The following is an 18921-nucleotide window of genomic DNA, read 5'->3' on the forward strand; positions in this document are numbered from 1 at the left end:
CATTCCCAGGGCGTCCGATGTGTCCCAGGCCATAGCTCATCAGCCCGCGGTGGACCCTGACAAGGGCTGTGGACAATTATTGGTGTAGACCTGTTGACTGATCGTCTGTTTCGCGGTCGCCGGGAGGCCGCGGCGCAGGTCAGACGCCGACCGGCGCCGCCTCGCCGCGGACCGCGCAGAACCGCCCGGTGGCCTCGTCGAGCACATACGCCTGGGCCGCGCCGACATCGAAGTACATGCCGTGCAGCGCGAGGGTGCCCTCGGCCACCCGGCGGGCCACACAGGCGTGCGCCCTGAGATGGTCGAGCTGCTGCATGACGTTGACGAGCGCCAGCCGCTCCTGGTCATCGGCCACCGGTCGTCCGGCCAGGGCGACTTCACCCCGTCCCAGCCGCCCGATGCGCTGCATCCGGGCCAGGCTCGGGCGGCCGTGGCGCAGCCAGCGGGCGAGGGGGGTCGGCTCGGTCCCGTCCGGTGCCGCGGTGCTCAGCAGCGCCCCCATGGCGCCGCACCCCGAATGCCCGCACACCGTGATCGAGCCGACCCGCAGCACCTCCACCGCGTACTCGATCGCCGCCCCTACGGAGTCGCAGGAGGCCTCCGAGCCGGGTGGCGGCATCAGGTTGCCGACGTTGCGCACGGTGAACAGGTCGCCCGGACCACTGGAGGTGATCATGCTCGTGACCAGCCGGGAGTCCGCGCAGGTCAGAAACAGCTGGGTGGGCCGCTGGCCGTCGCGGGCGAGCCGTGCCAGCTCCTCGCGCACGAGCGGCGCGGTGTGGCGCTGGAACGCGCTGACCCCGCCCAGCAGTTGGCTGCCGCTGCTCTCCGGGGCCGTCGCCTGGTGCGGGGCGGGCCGGGTGCAGTGGTGGTTGCGCCACGGCGTCCACGGCCGGCACGAGTGCCCGCCGGCCGGCTCGGCGAGCGGACGGCCCCCACGGCCGCCCAGCGTCACCCAGCCGCCGTGCGCCCGATGGGTGGCGCACCAGGACTGCAGGGCCTCATAGGCGGCGTGGTCCATGAACGAGCCGTACAGCTCGACGACGACCTCGGTGTGCGCCGGCACCAGCGCCAGTGCCCGGGTCAGCCGCGGCACCGCCAGGAACGTCAGCTGGCCGCTGATGCGCACCCGGTAGGCCTCGTCCTCCTCAGTGACGGTGACCCGGGTGTGGGTCAGCCGGCGCAGCGCCAGGAAGGCCGCGACCGCGATGCCGGCCGCCACGCCCTGGAGGACCCCGAAGAGGACGACCCCGCCCAAGGTGCCCGCGTACACCGGGAATTCGCGGTGCCGCTGCACATGCCGGATGTGCGCGAAGCTCACCATCCGTACGCCGACGGCCATCACCAGCGCGGCGAGCGCGGCCAGCGGGATCAGCTCCAGCACCCCGGCCAGCAGGCCCGCGCACAGCAGTACCCATACGCCGTGCAGCACGGTGGCCCAGCGGGTGGCGGCCCCGGCCCGTACGTTGGCCGAGCCGCGGATCGCACCGCCGGAGATCGGCAGGCCGCCCAGCAGCCCGGAGGCGACATTGGCCACGCCCTGGCCGGCCAGCTCGCGGTTGAGCCGCGCTCGGCCCGTGGGGGCGCCCGGCCGCTCGGCCGCGAGCCGGTCCACCGCCGCCGCCGACAGCAGCGACTCCATACTGGCGACGAGGGTGACGGTCAGCACCGCGGCCACGAGGGCCGGTACGGACGCCTCCGGGAGGGCGGGCGGCTCGGGCAGCCGCCAGGACGGCAGCTCCACGCGCGGTACCGCCATCCCGGCGCTGGCGGCCGTCGCGGCGAGCACGGCGGCCAGCGGGGCCGGCAGCACCCGTGCCCAGCGCCCGGCGCGGCCCGGCAACCGGCCCCAGCCGATCAGTACGGTGACGGTGATGGCGCCGATCAGCAGCGCGGCGGTGTGCGGATGCGCCAACTGGCCGGGCAGGGCGGCGGCGTTGTCGAGCGCCGAGCTGTCGGGACTGCCGCCGAGCACCACATGGAGCTGGCCGATGGCGATGGTGACCCCGATACCGGCCAGCATGCCGTGCACGATGGCCGGGCTGATGGCCAGCGTCGCACGGGCCACGCGCAGTGCGCCCAGGGCGAGTTGGGCGAGGCCGGCCAGGACCGTGATGGCGCAGGTGGCGCGCCAGCCGAAGCGTTGGACGAGGTCGGCGGTGACCACCAGGAGGCCGGTGGCCGCGCCGCTCACCTGGAGGGGAGTGCCGCCGAGCAGCCCGGCGACGATACCGCCGACGGCCGCCGCGACCAGTCCGGCCTGGAGCGGGGCGCCGGTGGCCAGCGCGATGCCCAGCGACAGCGGTACGGCGAGCAGGAAGACGACGATCGAGGCGGAGAGGTCCCGGCGGCAGGTGGCCCGGCCGACCCTTGGTGCAGGGGGTTCTTCCGGGCGCATACGGGGCTCGGGAGGGATCTCGGAGCGGTGCGGTGTGTGCGGCGGCTGCGGCGGCAACTTCTCCATCTGCGACATTCCCGTCTCCTCCGGGGCGACGCGGTCGCGCGGGCGCGATCGTGGGGCGGCGGTGTACTACGGCGGGACGTGGGCCGGCCGGCGGTCGTCGAGGTGGGGGACGGTCCGGCGACCCTCAAGCATCGGTAAATGGATCGTAATGACGGGTAAAGGTAGTGAGAAGCTTTTGCAGGCATTCGCCCCAATCTGTCCATCTATCGGGTGAATGCAAGTTCTTTCGGCTTGCCCGCGTCATTCCTGTTCCTGGCGCGCGAAAGCTCGTGGGGGTATTCCGATCGGCCACTTGGAAAAAGCGTTCGCGGTGCCAGGAATGAACGGCCGAGGGCGGTTGCATCAGCAGAGGCCGCCCGCGGCAATGAGATGGCGAGGCGGCGGCGCCAGAAGCGGCGGGGACCTGTCGCGGCGGCGAGGGGCGGCTCGGCCGGCGGGCGCGGACCGGGCCGCCCGGCCCGCGCGGCCTGGCAGGTCAGGCGGGCTGTGGGGTGGCCGCTCCTTCGTGGAGCACGAACGCCGGGTCGACCTGGGCAGCCAGGTCGACGCCGGTCTTCGCATTGCCCCAGCTCTCCGCGTTCTTCAGGTGGAAGTGCACCATCTGGCGCGTGTAGCGCTCCCAGTCGCGTCGCCCGTAGGCCGCGTCGGCCGTGTCGTGCAGCACCTCCAGGGCGCGGCGGTTGGCCTGCTCCAGGTAGGCGAAGCGGGCCGGCCGGCCCTTCTCCATGGCGCGCACCCACTCGGAGTGCCCGACCGTCACCAGCAGGTCGTCGCCCACCTCCTCGCGCAGGAACGCCAGGTCGTCGGGGCTCTGCACCTTGTTGCCGACGACCTTGAGGGGAACGCCGAAATCCTGCGCGTACTCCTTGTACTGGCGGTAGACGGCGACGCCCTTACGGGTCGGCTCGGCGACCAGGAAGGTCATGTCGAAGCGGGTGAACATCCCGGAGGCGAAGGAGTCGGAACCGGCCGTCATATCGACGACGACATACTCCGCCCGGCCGTCAACAAGGTGGTTCAGGCACAGTTCGACCGCGCCGACCTTCGAGTGGTAACAGGCCACGCCCAGATCGGACTCGGTGAACGGGCCCGTGGCCATCAGCCGCACCGCGGCGCCGTCGAGCTCCACCGTGCGCGCGCAGGCGTCGTAGACGGGGTTGTCCTCGACGACCCGCAGCAGTCGTGAGCCCTCTCCGGGCGGAGTGGTCTTGATCATGGAGGCGGCGGACGGGATCCGTGGGTTGCCGCCGCGCAAGTAGTCCTTGATCAGCGGTAGATGGGCGCCCATCGCGGGGAGCGCGGCGGCCCTTGCCTCATCGAGGCCGAGGGCGGCCCCCAGGTGCTGGTTGATATCGGCGTCCACCGCGATCACGGGGATCCGGGACGCGGCGAGATGCCGGATGAACAGGGAGGACAGGGTGGTCTTGCCGCTGCCGCCCTTGCCTACGAAAGCGATCTTCATGTTCACCAAGGGTAATCTCGCTCTACCTCTGAGTGAGGGGTTCGCGTGAAGAAGACCACTCCTTCGAGGGGTCCGGCCCGGTGGTGCGTAGGGTCGTACCCATGGCTGGAATCTCCCGGGGGACCTCCCCCGTACCCCCCAAGGCGAGCGACGATCCGCTCGTGACCCTGGCCTCGCTCCCGGGAGTCGCCGACTCCGTGGACTCCGTGCGCAAGGGCGTCGACCGGGTCTACGGCCACCGGATCATGCGGCGCCGGAGCAATGAGGTCACCTCTGAGGCGGCGCTGCGCGGAGCGCGCGGTTCCGCGGCGCTGTCGGGAGCCGACTGGGCGCTCGAAGAGGTCCGGCGCCGCACCGACTTCGGCGTCGCGGGCGAACCGCGGACCGTCGGCGCGGCGCTGCGGCTGACCGCGGAGGCGGGGCAGCTGCTGAGCGTATGGCGGCAGTCGCCGCTGCGCGTCCTGGCGCGGCTCCATCTGGTGGCGGCCGGCGGAGAGTCGCCGGACGAGACCGTGGGGCGGCCCCGGCTGGCCGGCGAGCCGGTGGACGAACCGCTCGTCGAGCTGGCGCTCCCGGATGCGGACGAGGTCGCCGGGCGGCTGGACGGGCTGTCGCGGCTGCTGCTCGCGGGCACCGAGGCGCCGGCCCTGGTGGTCGCGGCGGTGGTGCACGGCGAACTGCTCGCGCTGCGGCCCTTCGCGTCGCACAACGGGCTGGTCGCGCGGGCCGCGGAGCGGATCGTGCTGATCGGCAGCGGACTGGACCCCAAGTCCATCTGCCCTGCCGAGGTCGGACATGCCGAGCTGGGGCGGGCGGCGTATGTCGCGGCCCTGGAGGGCTATGTCTCGGGCACCCCGGAGGGCGTCGCGGCATGGATCGCGCACTGTGGGCGCGCGGTGGAACTCGGCGTTCGGGAGAGCACCGCGGTCTGCGAGGCGCTGCAGCGCGGCGCGGCATAAGAGTGGCATAAGTGGCGACGAGGTGAAGACTTCGAAACCACCCGGGGAATCCGGAACCATTGCTTCAATTCGGCCCTGAACAGGGTTGCGGCGGTACCAATCGGTGGTACCGCCGCTGGCATGTCTGCCGGGTTACCATGCGTGCACGAAATTTGCCCATCAGGTCGGAATCTTCGTCCGGTTACCTGGTGCGGCTGGCCCGTAATCGACGGGTCGGCGTCGCGTGGGTGCCCGACTTTCATGCATCGGTCCGTGGGCCACTTGCTGCGTTAAAGGTGTTCCTCTCGGATGTCCTTGGTCTCGCGGGCCGTTAAGTCCTTTGTACTACTCGTGCCGTGCGAGGGGAAGCCCAGACCGCAGAACTTTACGTTCACCTTCAAACACGGGCATTACGGGCGGCGCTGCTCCGGTCAAAACGACGGAAGCGCAACTTTGTGGTTTTCCGCCGGCTCGCGTACCAGACCAGTGTCGCGGTCGCCATGGCCGCGCCGGCCGCCGCCATGGCGGCGAGAACCGGCCGCGAGGGCATCGACAGCGCCGGCAGCCGCTGCTTGAGCGGCACCGGACGGCTGAAGGTGAGGACCGGCCAGCCGCGCGCTACCGCCTCCCGGCGCAGCGCCCGGTCCGGGTTGACCGCGCAGGGGTGCCCGACGGCGGAAAGCATCGGCACGTCGGTGGCCGAATCGCTGTAGGCGTAGCAGCGCTCCAAGTCGTAGCCCTCGGATGCGGCGAGTTCCCGGACGGCTTCGGCCTTGGTCGGACCGTAGGCGTAATACTCCACCTCGCCGGTGAAGCGGCCGTCCGCGCCGACGACCATACGGGTGGCCACGACCCGGTCGGCGCCCAGGAGTTCACCGATCGGTTCGACGACCTCGGCGCCGGAAGTCGAGACGATGACGACATCGCGTCCGGCGGCGTGATGCTCTTCGATCAGTGAGGCCGCCTCGTCGTAAATGATCGGGTCGATCAGATCATGCAGGGTCTCGGCGACGATCTCGCGGACCTGGGCCACATCCCAGCCGCGGCACAGCGAGGAGAGGTATTCACGCATCCGCTCCATCTGATCGTGGTCGGCGCCGCCCGCAAGGAACACGAACTGGGCGTACGCAGTGCGCAGTACGGCCCGCCGATTGATCAGGCCGCCTTGGTAGAACGACTTGCTGAAGGTCAGCGTGCTCGACTTTGCAATGACGGTCTTGTCCAAGTCGAAGAACGCAGCAGTACGGGGAGTCGAGTGAGGCACGGAGTGGTTTTCCACGGGGGTGAGCATAGGCTCCCACCATTCGGCGTAAGGTGTGGCGCGTGGGTTTGCCTGAGAAGGCTCTCGGGTACACCATGGAAGTCACGGATCGTTCGCGACCGTGCTAACCCGGTCCGGCTCCTCCCCCCCCCGAGTCGGCCGTGGGGACGACCCCCGCTCTCCCCCCCGGCGGGGGTCGTCGCATGTCCGGACGCTTTTTCCGCCGCCGGACGAGGATCCGCCGCTCACTCCGCCTCTGCGGCGTCGGCCGCCAGGCCACCTCACTCCCGTTACCCACCGTAGTCAACGCGCTGCTCTGAGGAACCCCCTCCCGAGTCCTTCGCGAGGCTCTCTTGGGCCCCAGAAGTCGCCCTTCGTCGCTGGAATAGGTGACGGGTATATCCACAGCCGCTGAGTTGTCCACAGATTTGGTTCAAGATCCACTCGGATTTCCTGATCGCCGCATCGTAAAAGTCCGCGAGTTCGCGGATGTGTGAGTTGCGTAGCGATAGGGGGACGGAACGTGGCCGGAACCACGCCATCGGAGCGACCGGACCGCACCGGCGAGGAGCGGGTCGGACCGCTGATCATCACTGAGGACGAACGGCTCCTGGACGATCTGCTGCGGCTGTGCGCCGCGGCGGGCGCGCTGCCCGAAGTGGCACATGGCCTGCCGGCTCGCAAAGAGGGCTGGGAGGCGGCGCCACTGGTGATCGTCGGCGAGGACTGCGCGAGCCGCCTGTACGGGGCCGGCCGCCGGGCGGGCGTCATCCTGACGAGCCGGGACACCGACGACCAGGAGACCTGGCGCCGTGCCGTCGCCATCGGGGCGGAGCGCGTCCTCGCCCTGCCTGACGGCGAGCGCTGGCTGGTCGACCGCATCGCCGACGCCGTCGAGGGCGTGGGCCCGCCTGCCCTGACGGTCGGCGTCATCGGCGGCCGCGGCGGCGCTGGTGCGAGCACCCTGGCCGGCGCGCTGGCCGTCACCGCCGCGCGGACGGGGCGGCGCACGATGCTCGTCGACGGCGACCCGCTGGGCGGCGGACTGGACGTCCTGCTGGGCGGCGAGAAGGAAAAGGGCCTGCGCTGGCCGGCGTTCGCCGAATCGCGCGGCCGGGTGGCCTGCGGCGCCCTCGCTGAATCGCTGCCGTACCTGCACTCACTGCGGGTCCTCAGCTGGGACCGGGGCCCCGACGTCGCCATTCCGCCGGCGGCGATGCGCGCGGTCATGGCGGCGGCACGCCGACGGGGCGGGGTCGTGGTCGTGGACCTGCCGCGCCGCGTCGACGAGGCGACGGCGGAGGCCCTGGCCCAGGTGGACATGGGGCTGCTGCTCGTCCCCATGGAGCTGCGCGCGGTCGCGGCGGCCCAGCGGGTGGCCTCCGGCGTCCGGCAGCAGCTGGGAGATCTCCGCGTGGTGGCCCGCGGCACCCCTGAACGCCACGGTCACGGCCTTTCGCCGAGCGAGATCGCCCGCCTCATGGACCTGCCCTTGGCCGGTGAACTGCCGTGGGAGCAGGGTCTGTTGGCGGACCTGGCGCGTGGCGTACCGCCGGGGGCGCGAGTGCGGGAGCCGTTGGCGCGGTTTTGCGCGGCGTTCTGGCGGCGGATGGGGGCGAGTGGGGACGACGGCGCAGGGGAGGAGCCTGGTCCGGGCGCGGCGCGAGGGCAAGCCCAACAGCCGGGGCAGCAGGCCGGTGCGGCTCGCGGTGCGGGACCGAGCGAGGGGCCGGAAGTGGCGCCGGGGGCCGGTTCGGGACCGGTGCCCGAGTCACGACTGGGGATGGGCCTGGGTTCGGAGCCCGCGGCGGGATGGGGGCTGGGGCGAGGACCGGGGCGCGGTCCGGTTGCATGGGCCGGTACGGGGCCGCCGGCGGCGATGGACGCCGGCGTGGTCCGGGCGGGCGGCCGGGGCGGAGGCCGGGCATGAGGGCGGGGCCGGGGCAGGACCTGCTGGATGTCGTGCGCCGGCGGCTCGCCGAGGCGGGGGCGGAGCCGACACCGGCTCGGGTGGCGGTGGCGCTGCGCGAGGAGGGGCGACTCCTGGGAGACGCCGAAGTGCTGGGCGTGGTGGCCGCGTTGCGGTCCGAGATGGTGGGCAGCGGGCCGCTGGAGCCGCTGCTGGCCGCGCCCGAGGTCACGGACGTCCTGGTTACCGCGCCGGACGAGGTCTGGGTGGACCGCGGCACCGGGCTGGAGCGTACGGATGTCCGCTTCCGGGACGAGGCAGAGGTACGCAGGCTCACCCAGCGGCTGGCGGCGGTGGCCGGCCGGCGCCTGGACGACGCCCGCCCCTGGGTGGACGCCCGGCTTCCGGACGGCACCCGGTTGCATGCCGTGTTGCCCCCGGTGGCGGTGGCGGGGACCTGTCTGTCGCTTCGGGTGCTGCGGCCGCGCGCCTTCGGGCTCGCGGAGCTGGTCGCGGCGGGGACGGTCCCGCCGGGCGGCGAACGGCTGCTGCGGGCGATGCTGACCGCCCGGCTGTCGTTCCTCATCAGCGGGGGCACCGGATCCGGCAAGACCACACTCCTCAGCACGCTGCTCGGCCTGGTCGGCCCGGCCGAGCGGATCGTCCTGGCCGAGGACTCCGCGGAGCTGCGGCCGGACCACCCCCATGTGGTGCGACTGGAGACCCGCCCGGCCAACCAGGAGGGCGTCGGCAGGGTGGCGCTGAGGGACCTCGTACGGCAGGCGCTGCGGATGCGCCCGGACCGGCTGGTGGTCGGCGAGGTGCGCGGCGCCGAAGTCACGGACCTGCTGGCCGCGCTCAACACGGGTCATGAGGGCGGCTGCGGCACGGTCCACGCCAACGCCGCATGCGACGTCCCCGCCCGGCTGGAGGCCCTCGGCTCGGTCGCAGGGCTCGACCGTGCCGCGTTGCACAGCCAGCTGGCGGCCGCGCTCTCGGTCGTGCTGCATCTGGTGCGCGATCGGACCGGCCGGCGCCGGATCGCCGAGCTCCATGTCCTGGAGCGGGACCGCGACGGCTTCGTGGTGACCGTACCGGCCGCGGTCTGGGGTCCGAGCGGCTTCCAGCAAGTGCGTGGCTGGGGGCGGTTGATGCGGCTGTGCGAGCGGGGCGGGGGCGAGGTCCGATGAGCGCGACCGGTGTGGCACTCGTGGTCGCGGTGCTCTTCGCGGGAGCCGTGCTCCGGACAGCCGTCGGGCGGCGGGATGACGTACGGCGGCGGGCCCGGGCCCTGTTCGGAGGCGGCGGGAAGGCCGGCCCGGCAGGGCGGTGGCCGGCCCGGCTTCGGGGCGAAGGGCTGCGGAAGTGGTGCGCGGGGCGGGCGACCGAGGGGGATGCCGGCAGACGGTGGAGCGTCGGTCGCCGGGGGGACGTCGGGCAGGAAGTCTGGTGCCTGCCTGCCGGGTTGGTGCTGGGCGTGCTGGGCGGTTCCCCGCTGCCGGTGCTCGTCTCGCCCGTGGCGATGTTCCTCGTCCGGCGCCGGCTGGCCGCCCGTGGCGCGGAGCGGGCGCGAGACCGGCGGGCCGCTCAGGTGATCGGGCTGTGCGCGGCGGTGGCGGGCGAGCTGCGGGCCGGACGGCAGCCGGCCCAGGCACTGCTCGCCGCGGGGCGCCGGGCCTCGGGGACTCGGGCTCGGCGGTGGTGGCGGCCGCCCGCTACGGCGGGGACGTGCCCCAGGCGCTCCGTGCCGCGGCGCGAGCATCCGGGGCCGAGGGGCTGACCGGCATGGCGGCATGCTGGCAGGTGGCGGTGGAGGGCGGTGCCGGACTGGCCTCCGGGCTGGAGCGGATCGCCGCCGGGCTGCGGGCCCAACGGGACCAACGCGAAGAGCTGCGTGCCCAGTTGGCGGGGCCGCGCACCACCGCGCTGATGCTCGCGCTGCTCCCGGCAGGCGGGCTCCTGATGGGCAGCGCACTGGGCGCCGACCCCCTGCGGGTGCTGCTGCACACCCCTGCGGGCTGGGGCTGCCTGGCGGCCGGCGGGCTTCTGGAGTGGGGCGGCGTGGCCTGGACCGCCCGGATCGTCGCGGACGCGGAAGGCACCGGAGTGAGGAGGGCGGTGTCGTGAGCGCGGAAGTTTTCCACAGGGTGGGGATGGCGGTCGCGGCCGTGATGGCGCTGCTGTGCGCCATGGCGCTGGTACGGGAAGCGCACCACGCACGTGCCGTACGCCGACGGGCCTCGGCGCTGTGGGGTGGCGGGCCGGACCGCGGCGGCGCTCGACGGACGGGAGGTCGGAACGGCCTTCGGAGTGGAGGACGAAAGGGCGGCGGTCGAGGGGCCGTGAGTGGACCGAGGGCGTGGGCCGGGCCTCTGGGGGCGGCCGGCTTCGTGGCCCTCGTCGTCGGCGGAGTCCCTGGTGCCGTGGCAGGACTCGCCGTGGGCATCGGAGCATATCGCTGGCTGGTACGCCAACGGGGCACGGAGGAGGCGAGGTTGGCGGCCGCGGCGGTACATGCGGAGCTGGCGCCGGCCGGCGATCTGCTGGCGGCCTGCCTCGCGGCGGGGGCCGGTCCGCGGGAGTCGGCCGAGGCGGTGGGCCGTTCGTTCCACGGGCCGGTAGCCGAGCGGCTGCGTCAGGTGGCGGCGGAACTGCGCCTGGGCGGCGAACCGGCCGTCGTCTGGCCGCGGCTGGCCGCCCTTCCCGGAGCCGAAGGGCTGGCGCGCTGTATGGAGCGCGCCGGGATATCGGGGGTGCCGGCCGTCGAGTCGGTGTCGCGGATCGCCACCGAGCTCCGTGCGGAGCAGGCCAGGGCGGCCACCGCGCGGGCGCGGCGGGCCGGGGTGCTCGTCACCCTTCCGCTGGCGGCGTGCTTTCTGCCGGCGTTCCTGGTGCTCGGGGTGGCGCCGGTACTGATCGGCCTGGCAGCCGGCCTCTTGGGAGGCGACTGATGTCGAGACCCGTCCGGCTGGTCTCGATACCCGACCGATCTCGGTACCTGACCGATCTCGATACCTGACTGGTCTCTGGATGAAGCAAGTTCGGCAACCGGCCAAGGGCCGGGGAGCGGGGGATGGAATGTTTCGACGGTGGTGGACGAGGCTGCGCTCGGTCGCGGCCGACGACCGGGGGATGGTCACGGCGGAGTACGCCGTGGGAACGCTCGCGGCGGCGGCCCTGGCGACGGCGTTCTACAAGATCGCGACGAGTGACACCGTCCAGGCGGCACTGCGGTCGCTGTTCGAGCGGTCGCTCCATGCCCAGTTCTGACGGCAGGGGCACGGGCCCTGGGGCCCGCGGCGCCCCGAGGGCCTCGCGCGACGCCGGATTCGTGACGGCGGAGACGGCCGTGGTCATGCCGGTTCTGGTGACGATCGTGGCGGCGCTGATCTGGGGGCTGACGGCGGTCTGCGCCCGTATCGAGTGTGTGGACGCGGCCCGGGCCGGGGCGCGGGCCGCGGCGCGGTCGGAACCCCGGGCGGCGGTGGTCGCGGCGGCGCGGGGCGCCGCACCGCGGGGTGCACGGGTCGCGCTGGCGAGGGAGGGCGACCTGGTGCGCGTACGGGTCGAGGCCGGGCTGCCCGGTGCCGGGCGGCTGACGGTCCGGGTCACTGGGGAGGCGGTGGCTCTTGCGGAGGAAACGGTGCGGTGATGAGGGCTCGGCGACGGTCTGGACGGTCTTCGCGGCCGCTGCGCTGTGCGCCGTCTTCCTGGCCCTGCTCGCCGTGGGGCAGGCCGTCACGGCACGACATCGCGCGGGGGGAGCCGCGGACCTGGCGGCGCTGGCCGCGGCGGATCGCGCCCTCCAGGGGCCGGCCAGGGCGTGTGCGGCGGCGGGCCGGGTGGCGGACGCCCAGCGCACTCGCCTGGTGCGGTGCTCGGTGGTGGAGACGATCGCGGATGTGTCGGTCGAGGCGGGCGGCCCTCCGTTCACTTCGCGGGTGCGGGCGCGCGCCGGTCCGGTGGGGGCTGGGCCGGCGCCCGTGGGGGCGGCGGGGCGGCGGAGGCGTGGAGATCCGGCGGCAGCCCGGACCGGGCCGGACAGGGCGCGGCCATCCGGCAGGGGCCACCACCGGCCCGCCACGGACGCCGCCGTGAGACCGCTACGCCCCAGGCCGGGGCCCCTGCGGCGCTCCCCGCAGCAGCTCTGCCAGCAGGCGGATCGCTCCCCGCTTGTGGAGCGGGTCGTTGCCGTTGCCGCACTTGGGGGACTGGATGCACGAGGGGCAGCCGGCCTCGCACTCGCAGGACGCGATGGCGGTGCGGGTGGCGGTGAGCCAGTCGGCGGCCGTGTGGAAGGCGCGTTCGGCGAAGCCGGCGCCGCCCGGGTGGCCGTCGTAGACGAAGACGGTCGGCAGCAGGGTGTCCGGGTGCAGGGGCACCGAGACGCCGCCGATGTCCCAGCGGTCGCAGGTGGCGAAGAGCGGCAGCAGGCCGATGGAGGCGTGCTCCGCGGCGTGCAGCGCGCCGCCCAGCTGCTCGGGATTGACGCGGGCGGCGTCGAGTTGGTCCTCGGTGACGGTCCACCACACCGCGCGGGTGCGCAGCGTACGGGGCGGCAGATCGAGCTTGGTCTCGCCCAGGACCTCACCGGTGATGAGTTTGCGGCGCAGGAAGGAGACGACCTGGTTGGTGACCTCGACGGAGCCGAAGCAGAGCCGGGCGTCCCCCCAGGGGATCTCGGTGTCGGTCTCCAGGATGGAGATGGCGGTGGTGTCGCGGGCGGTCGTCGAGTAGGGCGGACTGGCCTCTTCGACGAGGGCGACGTCGTCGTCCAGGTCGAGGTGCTGGACGACATAGGTGCGGCCCTGGTGGAGGTGGACCGCGCCGTCGTGGACGGTGGTGTGCGCGGCGGCGGCGTCGACGGTGCCCAGCAGCCGCCCGGTGCCGGCCTCCACGACCTGGACCGGCGAGCCGCCCTGGCCGCGGATGTCGGTGAGGTCGGCGGCCCGCTCGCGACGCGTCCAGTGCCAGGCCGTGGCGCGCCGGCGCAGCAGGCCCGCGGCCTCCAGCTGCGGCATCAGCCCGGCGGTCGCGGGCCCGAAGAGCGGGAAGTCGGCTTCGGTGAGGGGGCGTTCGGACGCGGCCGCGCACAGGTGCGGGGCGAGCACGTAGGGGTTGTCGGGATCGAGCACGGTCGACTCGACGGGCTGGTCGAAGAGGGCTTCGGGGTGGTGGACGAGATATGTGTCCAGCGGATCGTCGCGGGCCACGAGTACGGCCAGCGCGCCCTGCCCGGAGCGCCCGGCGCGCCCCGCCTGCTGCCACAAGGAGGCGCGGGTGCCCGGATAGCCGGCGATGACCACGGCGTCGAGGCCGGAGACGTCCACGCCCAGTTCGAGCGCGGTGGTGGCGGCCAGGCCGAGGAGATCCCCGCTGTGCAGGGCGCGTTCCAGTGCGCGGCGCTCCTCGGGCAGATAGCCGCCCCGATAGGCGGCGACACGCGCGGGCAGCGAGCGGTCGACCTCCGCGAGCCGTTCCTGGGCGATCAGAGCGATCAGCTCGGCGCCGCGACGGGAGCGTACGAAGGCGACGGTGCGGACGCCCTGGACGGCGAGGTCGGTGAGCAGGTCCGCGGTCTCGGCGGTGGCGGTACGGCGGACCGGGGCGCCCTGTTCGCCGTGCAGCTCGGTCAGCGGCGGCTCCCACAGCGCGAAGACCAACTCGCCGCGCGGCGAGGTGTCCTCAGTGATCTCCACCACGGGCAGACCGGTGAGCCGGGTCGCGGCCTGAGCCGGTTCGGCGGCCGTGGCGGAGGCGAGCAGGAAGACCGGCTCGGAGCCGTAGCGGGCGCAGACGCGGCGCAGCCGGCGGACGACCTGCGCGACATGGGAGCCGAAGACCCCCCGGTAGCTGTGGCATTCATCGATGACGACATAGCGCAGCGCCCGCAGGAAGGAGGACCAGCGGGGGTGGGCCGGCAGGATGCCGCGGTGCAGCATGTCGGGGTTGGTCAGGACGTAGTTGGCGTACTGGCGGACCCATTCGCGTTCCTCGACGGGGGTGTCACCGTCGTAGACCGCGGGCCGGACGGCGTTGCCCAGCGGGGCGGCCAGCTCGCGTACGGCGCGCCGCTGGTCGGCCGCCAGCGCCTTGGTGGGGGCCAGATACAGGGCGGTGGCTCCCCGCCCGTTCGGGGCCTCGGAGCCGTCCAGGAGCGCGGAGAGGACCGGTGCGAGATATGCCAGGGACTTGCCCGAGGCGGTGCCGGTGGCGACGACGACCGACTCGCCGCGCAGTGCGTGTTCGGATGTCCGTGCCTGGTGGGCCCAGGGTCGATCGATTCCGGCCGAACGGATGGCGTCGATCACTTCCGGTCGGATCTGTTCCGGCCAGTCGGCATGGCTGCCGATGCGCGGGGGCAAGTGCTCCGTATGAGTGATGCGCGCAGCGCGGGTCGCGCCCCGGGCGAGACGTTCGAGAATCATGCCTGGGGAAGGACGCGCGCCCGCATCCGGCGGGAGTCGATTGGAGGCCATCGGCACCGAGTGTGTCACCGGAGTGACGGACAATGCTCAAAGGGCGTCGTGCACGCCTACTGGTAAGTGATTGAATGCCATCGCGGCTGCCAGATCCGCCCCTACCTTCGGTGGGGAGGCCCCAGGGGGGCGACCGCTCGATAGCAAGGTGCTGGAGGATCCGTGGACCTGTCCCTGTCGACCCGGACCGTTGGCGACCGTACGGTCGTCGAGGTCGGTGGCGAGATTGATGTATACACCGCGCCCAAGCTGCGGGAGCAGCTGGTCGAGCTTGTGAACGACGGAAGCTACCACCTCGTGGTGGACATGGAACGTGTCGACTTCCTGGACTCCACTGGGCTCGGCGTGCTGGTCGGCGGGCTCAAGCGGGTGCGTGCCCATGAGGGCTCGCTGCGCCTGGTCTGCAACCAGGAGCGCATTCTCAAGATCTTCCGTATTACCGGCCTGACCAAGGTGTTCCCGATTCACACCTCGGTGGACGAAGCCGTCGCAGCCACTGACTGACGGCTTGCCGGTGCCCCCGCGCCAGCCGGCGCGGGGGAGGAAGTAGTGGGGGGTACCGGACCGGTGTCCGGCCCCCTGCGCCGCACGCCCGCATATCGAGGGGGATGGCATGGCCACCGTCGAACTTCGCTTCAGCGCCCTTCCCGAGCATGTCCGTACCGCGCGACTGGTCGCAGCTGCCGTGGCCCGGCGCGCAGGGGTGGACGAGGCCGTGCTGGACGAGGTGCGGCTCGCCGTCGGCGAGGCCTGCAGCCGGGCCGTGGGGCTGCATGAGAGCCATGACATCTCGGCCCCGGTGCGGGTGCTGCTGATCGAGGACGAGAAGAAGTTCTCGATCGAGGTGGGCGACGGGGTGTCCGGCGGCTCCGGGGTGGCCGGTGCGCGGGGCTCCGGCGAGGCCGAGAGCGTCCCGGAGAGCGACGCCGAGGGCGAGGACGAGATGGGCCTCGCCGTGATCAGCGGGCTGGTCGATGACGTCGAGGTGACCTCCGGCGAGGACGGCGGGATGATCCGCATGAGCTGGCCCACGACGACGGCTGCCGTCCTGCCTTAACGCGGGAGCGCCGGCCTGGGAGCGAGAGGGGCTCCGGCCTCCGGCCCCGGCTCCGAGCGCGCGAGCCGTATGCGCTCGTGAGCCGTATGCGCGCGTACCGGCCGCACACGTGCACGCCTGTGGACCCGTGCATCGAAGACGGCCCCCTCGCATCACCGCGGACGCGCCAGTACGCCCGTCCACGCCGCCATGACGGCCCCGGCCCCGGATCCGGCGGCCCTGGCCCCCGGCGGGTCCGCCCGGCCACCGCTGACGACCGCGTGAGGGCCCCACCCCGCCGGCGCACCCCCGCGTAGCACCCCGCCGGAGCGCTACCCGCCTCCCCCGGGGCAGACCACCGCCCACCCGTGCGTTGCGATCCGGACTCGATCTGACGGCCTATCACCGTCCGTCGGTGCGCGTCGGGTGGTGGCCCGCGCGCCCCGGGTCACCCGATCGGCCGCGGCCGAGCGGCTCAATTCTCCCCACCGTCACGCACGCCACAACCGGCCCGGGTGCCGGGACCGCCCCCTTTGAGCAGCGGCGATCAATCGGCGGGCAATTGGCGATCAGTGCGACATCGAGATCATCGGGCCGCGGTCAGCCAATTCGAGCCTTTCCTTCGTCCGGGCGAATTCCGTGTGCCGCCAGCCTTTTGATCTTCGCCGCTACCGGCGAATTCCCTTTGACGCGCCCTGTTTTGATCAACGGCGGCTCCCTACAATCCGTCCACATCTTGCTCAGGACGCCTGAGCGTGCTTCCGCGCGCCCATGTGCCAAACGTCAAGGAGGACGAATGGCGGGGCCTTACACCCCTCAGTTGCTTGACACCCCCTTTCTGGCCGGGCCCTCGCTGACGGCAGGCAATCGCGGCATCGTGCTGGTGATCGCCGTGGTCGCCCTGGCGGCGCTGGCTGTCGCGGCGGTGCTGGTTCGCCAAGTACTCGCGGCCGGCCAGGGAACCGACAGTATGAAGAAGATCGCGGCGGCCGTGCAGGAAGGCGCGAATGCCTACCTGGCACGGCAGTTGCGGACCCTCGGCGTATTCGCCGTCGTGGTGTTCTTCCTGCTCATGCTGCTGCCCGCGGACAACTGGACGCAGCGCGCCGGACGCAGCGCCTTCTTCTTGATCGGCGCCGGATTCTCGGCGGCCACCGGCTATATCGGCATGTGGCTCGCGGTCCGCGCCAATGTGCGGGTGGCGGCGGCCGCCCGGGAGGCCACTCCGGCCGAGGGCGATAAACGGGAAAAGGATCTTACGGCGGTCTCGCACAAGGCCATGAAGATCGCATTCCGCACCGGTGGCGTCGTCGGCATGTTCACCGTGGGGCTGGGCCTGCTCGGCGCGTCCTGTGTGGTGCTCGTGTACGCGGTCGACGCGCCCAAGGTGCTGGAGGGCTTCGGCCTCGGCGCCGCGCTGATCGCCATGTTCATGAGGGTCGGCGGCGGCATCTTCACCAAGGCCGCGGACGTCGGTGCCGACCTCGTCGGCAAGGTCGAGCAGGGCATCCCCGAGGACGACCCGCGCAACGCCGCGACCATCGCGGACAACGTGGGCGACAACGTCGGGGACTGCGCCGGTATGGCGGCCGACCTCTTCGAGTCGTACGCGGTGACCCTGGTCGCCGCCCTCATCCTGGGCATGGCGGCCTTCGGCAACGCCGGGCTCGCCTTCCCGCTGCTGGTCCCGGCCATCGGCGTGGTCACCGCGATGATCGGCATCTTCGTCGTCGCGCCCCGGCGCAGCGACCGCAGCGGCATGACGGCGATCAACCGCGGCTTCTTCATCTCCGCGGCCATCTCGCTGCTCCTGGTGGCCGCCGCGGTGTTCACCTACCTGCCGTCCACCTACCGGGACCTGAAGGGCGTCACCGACGCGGACATCCTCGGCCGCAGCGGCGACCCCCGGATGCTGGCGCTGGTGGCGGTCGCCATCGGCATCGTGCTCGCCGCGCTGATCCAGCAGTTGACCGGCTACTTCACCGAGACCAACCGGCGGCCCGTCAGGGACATCGGCAAGACCTCGCTGACCGGCCCGGCCACCGTCATCCTCTCCGGCATCTCGATCGGACTGGAGTCGGCCGTCTACTCGGCGGTGCTGATCGGCCTCGCGGTGTACGGGGCGTTCCTGTTGGGCGGCGCCTCGATCATGCTGGCGCTGTTCGCGGTGGCGCTGGCCGGCACCGGCCTGTTGACCACGGTCGGTGTGATCGTGGCGATGGACACCTTCGGACCGGTCTCCGACAACGCGCAGGGCATCGCGGAGATGTCCGGCGATGTCACCGGTGACGGCGCGCAGGTGCTGACCGACCTGGACGCGGTCGGCAACACCACCAAGGCCATCACCAAGGGCATCGCCATCGCGACGGCCGTACTGGCCGCCGCCGCGCTCTTCGGCTCGTACCGGGACGCGATCGCCACGGCCGTACGCGAAGTCGGCAGCGCCGCCAGCGGGATGGGGCTCAGCCTGGACATCTCGCAGCCCAACAACCTGGTCGGGCTGGTCCTCGGCGCCTCGGTCGTCTTCCTGTTCTCCGGGCTGGCGATCAACGCGGTGTCGCGGTCGGCGGGCGCGGTGGTCTTCGAGGTGCGCCGGCAGTTCCGGGAGAAGCCCGGGATCATGGATTACACCGAGAAGCCCGAGTACGGCCGGGTCGTCGACATCTGCACCAAGGACGCGCTGCGCGAACTGGCCACCCCCGGGCTGCTGGCGGTGCTCACCCCCATCGCGGTCGGCTTCTCGCTCGGCGTCGGCGCGCTCGGCTCGTTCCTGGCGGGCGCGATCGGCACCGGCACGCTGATGGCGGTCTTCCTCGCCAACTCCGGTGGCGCGTGGGACAACGCCAAGAAGCTGGTCGAGGACGGCCACCACGGCGGCAAGGGCAGCGAGGCGCACGAGGCGACGGTCATCGGCGACACCGTCGGCGACCCGTTCAAGGACACCGCGGGCCCGGCGATCAACCCGCTGCTGAAGGTCATGAACCTCGTGGCGCTGCTGATCGCGCCCGCTGTGGTGAAGTTCTCGTACGGCGAGGACAAGAGCCTGGGCGTACGGCTCGTGGTCGCGGTGCTGGCGATCGCCGTCATCGTCGGCGCGGTCTACGTCTCCAAGCGGCGCGGAATCGCCGTAGGTGACGAAGGCAACTCCGAAGACCCGGAGAGCATCGCCAAATCGGCCAAGACGGCCGTGGCGTCCTAACGGGTCGAGCACCTCCGAAAGGGCTCGCGGACCGCTCAACTGGGCGGGTGGACGGCGTTTTTCACATGCGCCGGCCACCCGCCTTCCGCATGCCCGGGTGGCCCTGCGGACCTTGGTGCAAATGGCTGCAATGACGGGCGGACCTGCTGCCCGACCGGTCGGCCAGGCCCTTT

At 72.5% G+C, this 18921-nt stretch carries 12 protein-coding genes and 3 pseudogenes; 11 read left to right on the plus strand and 4 right to left on the minus strand.

Translation table 11 applies throughout. The annotated features are described in order from the left end of the window. Window positions 1-139: 139 nt before the first annotated feature. Both ACFWZH_RS10700 and ACFWZH_RS10705 read right to left on the minus strand, forming a co-directional pair. The gene (locus ACFWZH_RS10700; RefSeq protein WP_384427877.1) at window positions 140-2473 is read right to left on the minus strand and encodes a SulP family inorganic anion transporter; all 2334 of its coding nucleotides are present in this window, start codon (window positions 2471-2473) and stop codon (window positions 140-142) included. A gap of 466 nt (window positions 2474-2939) precedes the next feature. Next, window positions 2940-3926 carry an ATP-binding protein gene (locus tag ACFWZH_RS10705; RefSeq protein ID WP_384427879.1) on the minus strand — a complete coding sequence of 329 codons (987 nt, stop codon included), beginning with the start codon at window positions 3924-3926 and terminating at the stop codon, window positions 2940-2942. Window positions 3927-4027: 101 nt separating this feature from the next. Between ACFWZH_RS10705 and ACFWZH_RS10710 the strand changes: the two genes are divergently transcribed. Beyond that, the gene (locus ACFWZH_RS10710; protein WP_384427881.1) at window positions 4028-4885 is read left to right on the plus strand and encodes an oxidoreductase; all 858 of its coding nucleotides are present in this window, start codon (window positions 4028-4030) and stop codon (window positions 4883-4885) included. A gap of 376 nt (window positions 4886-5261) precedes the next feature. On the opposite strand, the gene ACFWZH_RS10715 is transcribed toward ACFWZH_RS10710, so the two are convergent. Next, the gene (locus ACFWZH_RS10715; protein WP_384427883.1) at window positions 5262-6155 is read right to left on the minus strand and encodes an HAD family hydrolase; all 894 of its coding nucleotides are present in this window, start codon (window positions 6153-6155) and stop codon (window positions 5262-5264) included. 493 nt (window positions 6156-6648) lie between these two features. On the opposite strand from ACFWZH_RS10715, the pseudogene ssd reads away from it, so the two are divergent. The 7 genes and pseudogenes from ssd to ACFWZH_RS10750 all read left to right on the plus strand — a co-directional run. Then, window positions 6649-7749: pseudogene (gene ssd, locus ACFWZH_RS10720) on the plus strand (septum site-determining protein Ssd); the annotation flags it as partial. Between the two features lie 302 nt (window positions 7750-8051). Further along, on the plus strand, window positions 8052-9224 hold the full coding sequence (locus tag ACFWZH_RS10725) for a TadA family conjugal transfer-associated ATPase (RefSeq protein WP_384427885.1): 1173 nt from the start codon (window positions 8052-8054) through the stop codon (window positions 9222-9224). Beyond that, a pseudogene (locus ACFWZH_RS10730) lies at window positions 9221-10161 on the plus strand (type II secretion system F family protein). The gene ACFWZH_RS10725 and the pseudogene ACFWZH_RS10730 overlap by 4 nt, the downstream one beginning before the upstream one ends. Before the next feature lie 311 nt (window positions 10162-10472). Next, a complete protein-coding gene (locus ACFWZH_RS10735) occupies window positions 10473-10985 on the plus strand; it encodes a type II secretion system F family protein (RefSeq protein ID WP_384427886.1) in 513 nt (170 codons plus the stop codon). 127 nt (window positions 10986-11112) lie between these two features. Continuing rightward, window positions 11113-11304 carry a DUF4244 domain-containing protein gene (locus ACFWZH_RS10740; protein WP_384427888.1) on the plus strand — a complete coding sequence of 64 codons (192 nt, stop codon included), beginning with the start codon at window positions 11113-11115 and terminating at the stop codon, window positions 11302-11304. Beyond that, complete coding sequence (locus tag ACFWZH_RS10745) at window positions 11291-11686, plus strand: TadE family type IV pilus minor pilin (protein WP_384427890.1); 396 nt, start codon at window positions 11291-11293, stop codon at window positions 11684-11686. Before ACFWZH_RS10740 ends, ACFWZH_RS10745 begins: the two co-directional genes overlap by 14 nt. After that, window positions 11664-11936, plus strand: a pseudogene (locus ACFWZH_RS10750) (Rv3654c family TadE-like protein); the annotation flags it as partial. The gene ACFWZH_RS10745 and the pseudogene ACFWZH_RS10750, both read left to right, overlap by 23 nt. A gap of 201 nt (window positions 11937-12137) precedes the next feature. Here the strand turns inward: ACFWZH_RS10750 and ACFWZH_RS10755 are convergent. Beyond that, window positions 12138-14513 carry a DEAD/DEAH box helicase gene (locus ACFWZH_RS10755; RefSeq protein WP_384427892.1) on the minus strand — a complete coding sequence of 792 codons (2376 nt, stop codon included), beginning with the start codon at window positions 14511-14513 and terminating at the stop codon, window positions 12138-12140. Window positions 14514-14675: 162 nt separating this feature from the next. Here ACFWZH_RS10755 and bldG point away from each other — a divergent pair, with 162 nt between their 5' ends. From bldG to ACFWZH_RS10770, 3 genes are all read left to right on the plus strand, one after another. Then, window positions 14676-15017, plus strand: a complete 342-nt coding sequence (gene bldG, locus ACFWZH_RS10760; RefSeq protein ID WP_004571875.1) for an anti-sigma factor antagonist BldG — start codon at window positions 14676-14678, stop codon at window positions 15015-15017. A 109-nt stretch (window positions 15018-15126) separates the two neighbouring features. After that, complete coding sequence (locus tag ACFWZH_RS10765; RefSeq protein WP_384427894.1) at window positions 15127-15570, plus strand: ATP-binding protein; 444 nt, start codon at window positions 15127-15129, stop codon at window positions 15568-15570. Window positions 15571-16345: 775 nt separating this feature from the next. After that, complete coding sequence (locus ACFWZH_RS10770) at window positions 16346-18748, plus strand: sodium-translocating pyrophosphatase (RefSeq protein WP_384427896.1); 2403 nt, start codon at window positions 16346-16348, stop codon at window positions 18746-18748. Window positions 18749-18921 lie beyond the last annotated feature (173 nt).

Source organism: Streptomyces sp. NPDC059008 (assembly GCF_042749045.1).
In the GTDB taxonomy this organism is placed as follows: domain Bacteria; phylum Actinomycetota; class Actinomycetes; order Streptomycetales; family Streptomycetaceae; genus Streptomyces.

Coding starts and splice junctions, on each gene's coding strand:
- ACFWZH_RS10770 (WP_384427896.1), top strand. CDS start 16,346: ATGGCGGGGCCTTACACCCCTCAGTTGCTTGACACCCCCTTTCTGGCC.
- ACFWZH_RS10710 (WP_384427881.1), top strand. CDS start 4,028: ATGGCTGGAATCTCCCGGGGGACCTCCCCCGTACCCCCCAAGGCGAGC.
- ACFWZH_RS10765 (WP_384427894.1), top strand. CDS start 15,127: ATGGCCACCGTCGAACTTCGCTTCAGCGCCCTTCCCGAGCATGTCCGT.
- ACFWZH_RS10740 (WP_384427888.1), top strand. CDS start 11,113: ATGTTTCGACGGTGGTGGACGAGGCTGCGCTCGGTCGCGGCCGACGAC.
- ACFWZH_RS10715 (WP_384427883.1), bottom strand. CDS start 6,155: ATGCTCACCCCCGTGGAAAACCACTCCGTGCCTCACTCGACTCCCCGT.
- ACFWZH_RS10755 (WP_384427892.1), bottom strand. CDS start 14,513: ATGGCCTCCAATCGACTCCCGCCGGATGCGGGCGCGCGTCCTTCCCCA.
- ACFWZH_RS10745 (WP_384427890.1), top strand. CDS start 11,291: ATGCCCAGTTCTGACGGCAGGGGCACGGGCCCTGGGGCCCGCGGCGCC.
- ACFWZH_RS10700 (WP_384427877.1), bottom strand. CDS start 2,473: ATGTCGCAGATGGAGAAGTTGCCGCCGCAGCCGCCGCACACACCGCAC.
- ACFWZH_RS10705 (WP_384427879.1), bottom strand. CDS start 3,926: ATGAAGATCGCTTTCGTAGGCAAGGGCGGCAGCGGCAAGACCACCCTG.
- ACFWZH_RS10725 (WP_384427885.1), top strand. CDS start 8,052: ATGAGGGCGGGGCCGGGGCAGGACCTGCTGGATGTCGTGCGCCGGCGG.